1 protein-coding gene is annotated in these 796 nt (G+C 71.4%); it reads left to right on the top strand.

What is annotated here, in order from left to right; genetic code table 11:
• Positions 1 to 89: 89 nt before the first annotated feature.
• The coding region (locus MXD61_RS05735; protein ID WP_248811800.1) for an ISL3 family transposase at positions 90 to 796 on the top strand (707 nt) is incomplete at its 3' end.

The following is a 796-nucleotide window of genomic DNA, read 5'->3' as shown; positions in this document are numbered from 1 at the left end:
CACTTTCGGTGGTGACGGAGGGTGGTCTTCGATGAGGCCTGACGCTGGAAGTGGGCGTGTCCAGGTGGTGGGTGTCGGCACGATGTGTCATGTGTGGAGCGGATCGTCTGGTCAAGCTGGCGTTTTCGGGTCTGTCGCCGCTGGTCGTCGAGGATGTGACGGACGACGGCGAGCTGGTCCGGGTGCGGGCGCGGACGCCTGACGGGCCGGCGGGCTGTCCTGGTTGTGGGGCGGCGACGTCGCGGGTGCATGGTTATCACGAGCGGACGCTGGCGGATGTCGCGATCGATGCCCGCCGGGTGCTGGTGGTCGTGCGGGTCCGTCGGCTGGTCTGCCCGACGGGTGGCTGTCGGCAGACCTTTCGTGAGCAGCTGCCTGGGGTGCTGGAGCGTTACCAGCGGCGCACGGCGAGGCTGGCCGCGCAGGTCGGCGCCGTCGTGCGGGAGTTAGCCGGCAGGGCCAGTGCCCGGGTGTTGTCCGCGCTGGCGATCGGGCTGTCGCGGCACAGTGCGCTGCGCTGCCTGCTGCGTCTGCCGCTCCCACCGTTGCAGGTGCCGCGGGTCCTCGGGGTCGATGACTTCGCGCTGCGTCGCCGACGGTCCTACGCCACGATCCTGATCGACGCCGAGACCCGGCGCCGTGTCGATGTCCTGCCGGGCCGCGGCGCTGACGCCTTGGAGGCATGGCTACGCGCCCATCCCGGCGTCGAGGTGGTCTGCCGGGACGGCTCCGCCGCCTACGCCGAAGCGGTCCGCCGTGTCCTGCCCGACGCGGTCCAGGTCAGCGACCGCTGGCA

This window comes from Frankia sp. AgPm24 (genome assembly GCF_023243055.1).
Taxonomy (GTDB): Bacteria; Actinomycetota; Actinomycetes; order Frankiales; family Frankiaceae; genus Frankia; species Frankia umida.
Note: the sequence above shows the minus strand (reverse complement) of the source record. Positions and strands in the feature narration are given on the sequence as shown.